This window comes from Streptomyces sp. DvalAA-43, from assembly GCF_900091725.1.
GTDB classification, from domain to species: domain Bacteria; phylum Actinomycetota; class Actinomycetes; order Streptomycetales; family Streptomycetaceae; genus Streptomyces; species Streptomyces pulveraceus.
On sequence record NZ_FMBW01000091.1, the window covers coordinates 219,173 to 225,428 of the forward strand.

Below are 6,256 nucleotides of genomic sequence, written 5' to 3' on the forward strand. Positions count from 1 at the left end.
ATGTCGGATTGCCTCGCACAGCACGGCTTACGGTGGCGGCGCAGCAGCCGCAGCACGGGTATGAACAACTGCGTGGAGACCGCGTCGTCCGGTGACGGGCGGCTGGCCGTGCGGGACTCCAAGGACGCGTCCAGGCCACCGCTGCGGTTCTCCGCGGCGGCCTGGACCTCGTTCGTCGCCGGTCTGCACCGGGATCCGGTCAGCTGACGGGAGCGGTCCGCCGCAGGACCGACACGGCGGTGGCGATCTGTTCCTCGGTCAGGTCGGCCCGCGCCGTCAGCCGCAGCCGGGACACCCCGTCCGGCACGGACGGGGGCCGGAAGCAGCCGACCAGGATCCCGGCGGCGCGGCAGTCGGCCGCCCAGCGCACCGCCGCGTCCGCCGAGGGTGCCCGCACCGAGACCACGGCCGCGTCGGGCCGCACGGCGGTCAGACCGGCCGCGGTCAGCCGCTCGTACAGCGCGGCGGCGACCGTACGGGCCCGGCCCGCCCGTTCCGGCTCACGGCGCAGCAGGCGCAGGCTCTCCAGCGCGGCGCCCACGGCGGCGGGCGCGAGGCCGGTGTCGAAGATGAACGTACGGGCCGCGTTGACGAGGTGTTCGATGACCCGGGCCGGTCCGAGGACGGCTCCGCCCTGGCTGCCCAGGGACTTGGAGAGGGTCAGTGTGGTGACGATCCCCTCGCCGCCCGCGAGCCCGGCGGCGTCGAGCGCACCCCGGCCGCCCTCGCCCAGCACGCCGAGGCCGTGGGCGTCGTCGACGAGCAGTGCGGCGCCCTCCGTACGACAGGCATCGGCGAGTTCGGGCAGCGGTGCCGCGTCGCCGTCGACCGAGAAGACCGAGTCGGTGACGGCCAGCGCCCGCCCCTCGTGCGACCGCAGCGCCTTGCGCACGGCCTCGGGGTCGGCGTGCGGAACGACGGCGGTCGCGGCACGGGAGAGCCGGCAACCGTCCACGATCGAGGCGTGGTTGCCGGCGTCGGAGACGATCAGCGAGCCGTGGCCGGTGAGCGCCGTGAGGGCGGCGAGGTTGGCCGCGTAGCCGGACGACAGCACCAGGGCCGCCTCGAAGCCGCAGAATTCGGCCAGCTCTTCTTCGAGTTCGGCGTGCAACGCGGTGGAGCCGGTGACCAGCCGCGATCCGGTCGCGCCCGCCCCCCATCCGCGCGCGGCCCCGGCCGCGGCGGCGGTGACGTCGGGGTGCCGTGTCAGACCCAGGTAGTCGTTGCTCGCGAGGTCCAGAAGTCCGGACGCGGCGGGCCGGGGGCGCAGTGTACGGACGAGTCCGGCGTCGGCGCGGCGGCGCGCCTCCGCGTCGATCCAGTCGAACGGGTCGAAGGGCATGAGCGGTCCCTTTTGTAGGCAGCTCACAGACCCTAACCGCGGGCGCAGCAGGTCATGGTGTGGCAATACACACACGCTCGACAGGCTCTGTTGTCCGGTTCCTCCTTGGCTGCGGGCCGTGCGGTAGGCCAGGATCTTCGCCATGGACCTCCTGAACACGCTGGTGGACAAGGGGCTGCGGCGCGAGCTGCCGACCCGCGAAGAAGCCCTCGCCGTACTGGCGACCTCGGACGACGACCTGCTCGACGTGGTGGCCGCTGCCGGAAAGGTGCGCCGTCAGTGGTTCGGGCGGCGCGTGAAACTCAACTACCTGGTCAATCTCAAGTCCGGTCTCTGCCCCGAGGACTGCTCGTACTGCTCGCAGCGGCTCGGCTCGAAGGCCGAGATCCTCAAGTACACCTGGCTGAAACCGGACGAGGCGTCGCAGGCCGCCGCCGCGGGTGTGGCGGGCGGGGCCAAACGGGTGTGTCTGGTGGCGAGCGGCCGCGGGCCGACGGACCGTGACGTCGACCGGGTGTCGAAGACCATCGAGGCGATCAAGGAACAGAACGAGGGCGTCGAGGTGTGCGCCTGCCTCGGTCTGCTCTCCGACGGACAGGCCGAACGGCTGCGGTCGGCGGGCGCCGACGCGTACAACCACAACCTCAACACGTCCGAGGGGACGTACGGGGACATCACCACCACCCACACCTACGCGGACCGCGTGGAGACCGTGCACCAGGCACAGGCCGCCGGGCTCTCGGCGTGTTCCGGACTGATCGCCGGGATGGGCGAGAGCGACGCCGATCTGGTCGATGTCGTCTTCTCGCTGCGTGAGCTGGACCCGGATTCGGTGCCGGTGAACTTCCTGATCCCGTTCGAGGGGACCCCGCTGGCCAAGGAGTGGAACCTCACCCCGCAGCGCTGTCTGCGCATCCTGGCGATGGTCCGGTTCGTCTGCCCGGACGTGGAGGTACGGCTCGCGGGCGGGCGCGAGGTGCACCTGCGCTCGATGCAGCCGCTGGCCCTGCACCTGGTCAACTCGATCTTCCTGGGCGACTACCTGACCAGCGAGGGTCAGGCGGGCCAGGCGGATCTGGACATGATCACCGACGCCGGTTTCGAGGTGGAGGGCGCGGGCACGACGACGCTGCCCACGCACCGGGCGCGGCAGGGCGGCGGATGCGGTTCGCACGACGGCGGATGCGCCCCCTGCGGTGACGCGCCCGGGGAGGCCGCCGCCGAGTCCCCGGGGGGGCCGGCCGCCCGCACGGATCTGGTGGCGGTCCGCCGTCGCGGCGCGGGAACGGATCTCGCCCCCAATGCCTGAGGCCCTCTCCCCGGCCGAGCTGCGGTCCCTGGACCGGGCCCACGTCTGGCATCCTTACGGCCCGATGCCGGGGCGCCAGGACCCGCTGGTCGTGGAGTCCGCGTCCGGGGTGCGGCTCAGACTGGCGGAGCCCGCCCACGGGCGGACCGAGCTGGTCGACGGCATGTCGTCCTGGTGGTCGGCGGTGCACGGCTACAACCATCCGGTGCTCAACGAGGCGGCCCGCGGCCAGCTGGACCGGATGAGCCATGTGATGTTCGGCGGGCTCACCCATGAGCCCGCCGTACGGCTGGCCACCCGGCTGGTCGAGATCACCCCGGAGCCGCTGCGCCATGTCTTCCTCGCCGACTCGGGGTCGGTCTCCGTCGAGGTCGCGGTCAAGATGTGTCTGCAGTTCTGGCGCTCGGCGGGGCGGCCCGCCAAACAGCGGCTGCTGACCTGGCGCGGCGGCTATCACGGGGACACCTGGCAGCCGATGTCGGTGTGCGACCCCGAGGGCGGCATGCACGAGCTGTGGTCGGGCGTCCTGCCCCGCCAGGTCTTCGCCGACGAGCCCCCGGCCGGTTTCGACGCGGAACCGGATGCCGCCTACGTACGGCATCTCCGGGAGCTGATCGCCGAGCACGCCGACCGGCTGGCCGCGGTGATCGTGGAGCCGGTGGCGCAGGGCGCGGGCGGGATGCGGTTCCACTCCCCCGCGTATCTGCGGGTGCTGCGCGAGGCGTGCGACGAGCACGACGTACTGCTGGTGTTCGACGAGATCGCCACGGGTTTCGGCCGGACCGGGCAGCTGTTCGCCGCCGGGCACGCGGGGATCTCGCCCGATGTCATGTGCGTGGGCAAGGCGCTGACCGGCGGCTATCTGACGATGGCGGCGACACTGTGCACCTCCCGGGTGGCGGAGGGCATCTCGCGCGGCGAGGTCCCGGTGCTCGCGCACGGGCCGACGTTCATGGGCAATCCGCTCGCCGCCGCGGTGGCGTGCGCCTCCATCGATCTGCTGCTGGGCCAGGACTGGGAGCGGGAGGTGGCGCGCATCGGCGCGGGGCTGCGGGAAGGGCTCGCACCGGCGTCGGAGCTGCCCGGGGTACGGGACGTACGGGTGCTGGGTGCGATCGGCGTCGTACAGCTCGATCACGAGGTGGACATGGCGGCCGCGACCCGGGCCGCGGTGCGGGAAGGGGTGTGGCTGCGGCCGTTCCGCGACCTCGTCTACACGATGCCGCCGTATGTGACCGATGACGAGGACGTGGCACGGATCTGCCGGGCCGTGTGCGCGGCGGCGCGAGAGGGATGAGATGACGGTTCTGGTAGTGACGGGGACGGGCACGGAGATCGGCAAGACGGTCGTGACAGCGGCCGTGGCGGCGGCGCGCGCGGACCGGGGCGTCGCGGTGCTCAAGCCGGCCCAGACGGGGCTGGCTCCCGGCGAGCCGGGTGATGCCGCCGAGGTGGCGCGGCTGGCTGGCGGCCATGTCACCGCGGTCGAACTGGCCCGGTTCCCTGATCCGTTGGCACCCGCCACCGCCGCCCGCAGGGCAGGTCTCCCGCCGGTGCGGCCGTACGAGATCGCCGATGCGGCGCAGAAGCTGGCGACCGAGCACGATCTGGTGCTGATCGAGGGTGCGGGCGGGCTGCTCGTACGGTTCGACGACGAGGGCTCGACGCTTGCCGATGCCGCCCGGCTGCTGGCCGCCCCGGTGCTGGTGGTGACGCCCGCCGGTCTGGGCACGCTCAACACCACCGCGCTGACCTCGGAGGCGCTGCGGGCCCGGGGGCTGGAGTGCCTGGGTGTGGTGGTGGGCAGCATGCCCGCGGAGCCGGACCTGGCGGCGCGCTGCAATCTGGTGGACCTTCCCGTGGCGGCGGGTGCCCCTCTGCTGGGTGCGGTGCCGGCCGGCGCGGGGGGCCTGGATCCCGCAGACTTCCGGGCGCGGGCCCGGAGTTGGCTCGCGGCGGAGCTGGGCGGGAATCGGCCGGCCGGATGAGGGGATGAGCCGCACCGGACGGGGGAGAATCCAAGTAGCCGTACTTTCTGCCGGAGCGCCCGGTCGAGGAGGTCCGTCATGCGCCTGCGCAGCACGAGAATCCCGGAGGACGCGGTGCACCACCCCGTCTTCGCCCGGTTCTACGCCCGGATGAGCGTGGCGGCGGAGACCAGGGCCGGACTGGCGGCGGTGCGCTCGGAACTGCTGGCGGACCTGTCCGGCCGGGTCATCGAGATCGGTGCGGGCAATGGCCTGAACTTCGCGCACTACCCGCCCGCGGTGTCGGAGGTGGTGGCCATCGAACCCGAGCGCAGCCTCCGGCAGTTGGCGGTGCGAGCGGCGGTGCGGGCGGGGATCCCGGTGGATGTGGTGCCGGGTACGGCGGAGGCGCTGCCGGTGAAGAGCGAGGCGTTCGACGGGGCCGTGGCCTCGCTGGTGCTGTGCACCGTACGGGATGTGGAGCGTTCGCTCGCGGAGCTCGTGCGGGTGCTGCGGCCCGGCGGTGAGCTGCGCTTCTTCGAGCATGTGCGGGCCGACGACCGAGGCATGGCGGCCACGCAGTGGGCACTGGACCGTACGGTGTGGCCGCTGGTGACGGGCGGGTGCCATACGGGGCGCGACACCCTGGCCGCCATCGAGCGGGCGGGGTTCGTGGTGGAGGCCTACCGGCGGGTCAGGATGCCGGAGTGGGGAGTACGGCTGCCCACGTCGGCGTGCGTGCTGGGGACGGCGCGGCGCACGTCCATGGTGGACTGACACGACCACCGGCCCGCCGTCGCGCACCCGAACCGGCTGTCACAGGCTCCACTGGCGGAGTTCGTCGGCGATGGCCCGGACGTCGGCCTTGCCCTCCTTCACCAGCCGGGCCAGGTCGCGCACCTGCTCGGGCGAGGTGATGACCTTGAGCCCGGAGGCGACGAGATATCCGTACGCGACGGCCGAGGAGAACATCGCGTTGGAGTGTTCGAGCGCGGGGACGTGGAGCAACAGCTGCAGGAGGGCAGCGGCCCGGGAGTGGGGGTCGCTGTAGACGGGGCTGCCGAAGATCTCGGCCTCGTGACGGGCCACCGCGGCCACCAGCGCACCCCAGTCGACGACCTGCGGGTCACCGGGGGTCTTGTGCTCGGCCACCATGAGCAGCCAGGAGAGGTCGATCTGGAGGTTCAACGCGTGCCTTTGCGCTCCGGGCCGAACTCCTCGGCGAACACCGACTCGTACTGCTTCATGAAGTCGGCCGCGGCCTCGACGAAGGTGTGTCCGACCTCGCCCGCATCCTGTCTCACGAGCTCCTCTATGTAGCGGTTCACGCTCATCCCCCTTTGCAGCGCGCGCTGTCGCGCGGCCTCGGCGGTGGCCTCGTCCACTCTCACGTTCAGCTGAGTCTTGGGCACAGAAACACGCTAGCGCGCCCGCGCTAGCACCGGCAAGGGGAGCCCTCCGGTGCCCCGTACACGGGTTCCGCCGCGTACCGGTCCGCGGATCGGCACGTGCACGGACCCCCCGGCGACCGCCTCGAAAGGGCCCTGTGGGTGTGATGCCACCCATAGGGCCCACGTCACATCCTAGGGCGGGTAGTAGGAGCGAGGTCGCCCGAAAGGCATGAAACCTAAGCAGAGC

The 6,256-nt window shown here is 72.3% G+C and carries 8 protein-coding genes; 5 read left to right on the top strand and 3 right to left on the bottom strand.

Features of this window, described 5'->3' with window-relative positions; all coding sequences use genetic code 11:
- On the top strand, positions 1–207 hold the full coding sequence (locus tag GA0115234_RS38490) for a DUF397 domain-containing protein (protein ID WP_093551058.1): 207 nt from the start codon (positions 1–3) through the stop codon (positions 205–207).
- Here GA0115234_RS38490 and GA0115234_RS38495 read toward each other — a convergent pair.
- Positions 200–1,342, bottom strand: coding sequence for an 8-amino-7-oxononanoate synthase (locus tag GA0115234_RS38495; RefSeq protein WP_093551060.1), 1,143 nt, complete (start codon positions 1,340–1,342; stop codon positions 200–202). The two genes, GA0115234_RS38490 and GA0115234_RS38495, sit on opposite strands and share 8 nt — an antisense overlap.
- A 142-nt stretch (positions 1,343–1,484) precedes the next feature.
- On the opposite strand from GA0115234_RS38495, the gene bioB reads away from it, so the two are divergent.
- The 4 genes from bioB (at position 1,485) to GA0115234_RS38515 (ending at position 5,395) form a co-directional block, all read left to right on the top strand.
- On the top strand, positions 1,485–2,651 hold the full coding sequence (gene bioB, locus GA0115234_RS38500) for a biotin synthase BioB (RefSeq protein WP_093551062.1): 1,167 nt from the start codon (positions 1,485–1,487) through the stop codon (positions 2,649–2,651).
- Positions 2,644–3,948: an adenosylmethionine--8-amino-7-oxononanoate transaminase gene (locus tag GA0115234_RS38505; RefSeq protein ID WP_093551064.1), complete on the top strand. Its 1,305-nt coding sequence runs from the start codon at positions 2,644–2,646 to the stop codon at positions 3,946–3,948. Before bioB ends, GA0115234_RS38505 begins: the two co-directional genes overlap by 8 nt.
- A 1-nt stretch (position 3,949) precedes the next feature.
- Entirely contained in the window at positions 3,950–4,639 is a 690-nt protein-coding gene (gene bioD, locus GA0115234_RS38510; protein ID WP_093551066.1) for a dethiobiotin synthase, read from the top strand.
- 78 nt (positions 4,640–4,717) lie between these two features.
- Positions 4,718–5,395, top strand: coding sequence for a class I SAM-dependent methyltransferase (locus tag GA0115234_RS38515; RefSeq protein ID WP_093551068.1), 678 nt, complete (start codon positions 4,718–4,720; stop codon positions 5,393–5,395).
- A gap of 39 nt (positions 5,396–5,434) precedes the next feature.
- Here the strand turns inward: GA0115234_RS38515 and GA0115234_RS38520 are convergent, their stop codons facing one another.
- Together GA0115234_RS38520 and GA0115234_RS38525 are read right to left on the bottom strand one after the other, a co-directional pair.
- A complete protein-coding gene (locus GA0115234_RS38520; protein WP_093551070.1) occupies positions 5,435–5,806 on the bottom strand; it encodes a fic family toxin-antitoxin system, toxin component in 372 nt (123 codons plus the stop codon).
- Positions 5,803–6,030 carry an antitoxin gene (locus GA0115234_RS38525; protein ID WP_093551072.1) on the bottom strand — a complete coding sequence of 76 codons (228 nt, stop codon included), beginning with the start codon at positions 6,028–6,030 and terminating at the stop codon, positions 5,803–5,805. The genes GA0115234_RS38520 and GA0115234_RS38525 overlap by 4 nt, the downstream gene beginning before the upstream one ends.
- Between the last annotated feature and the right edge of the window lie 226 nt (positions 6,031–6,256).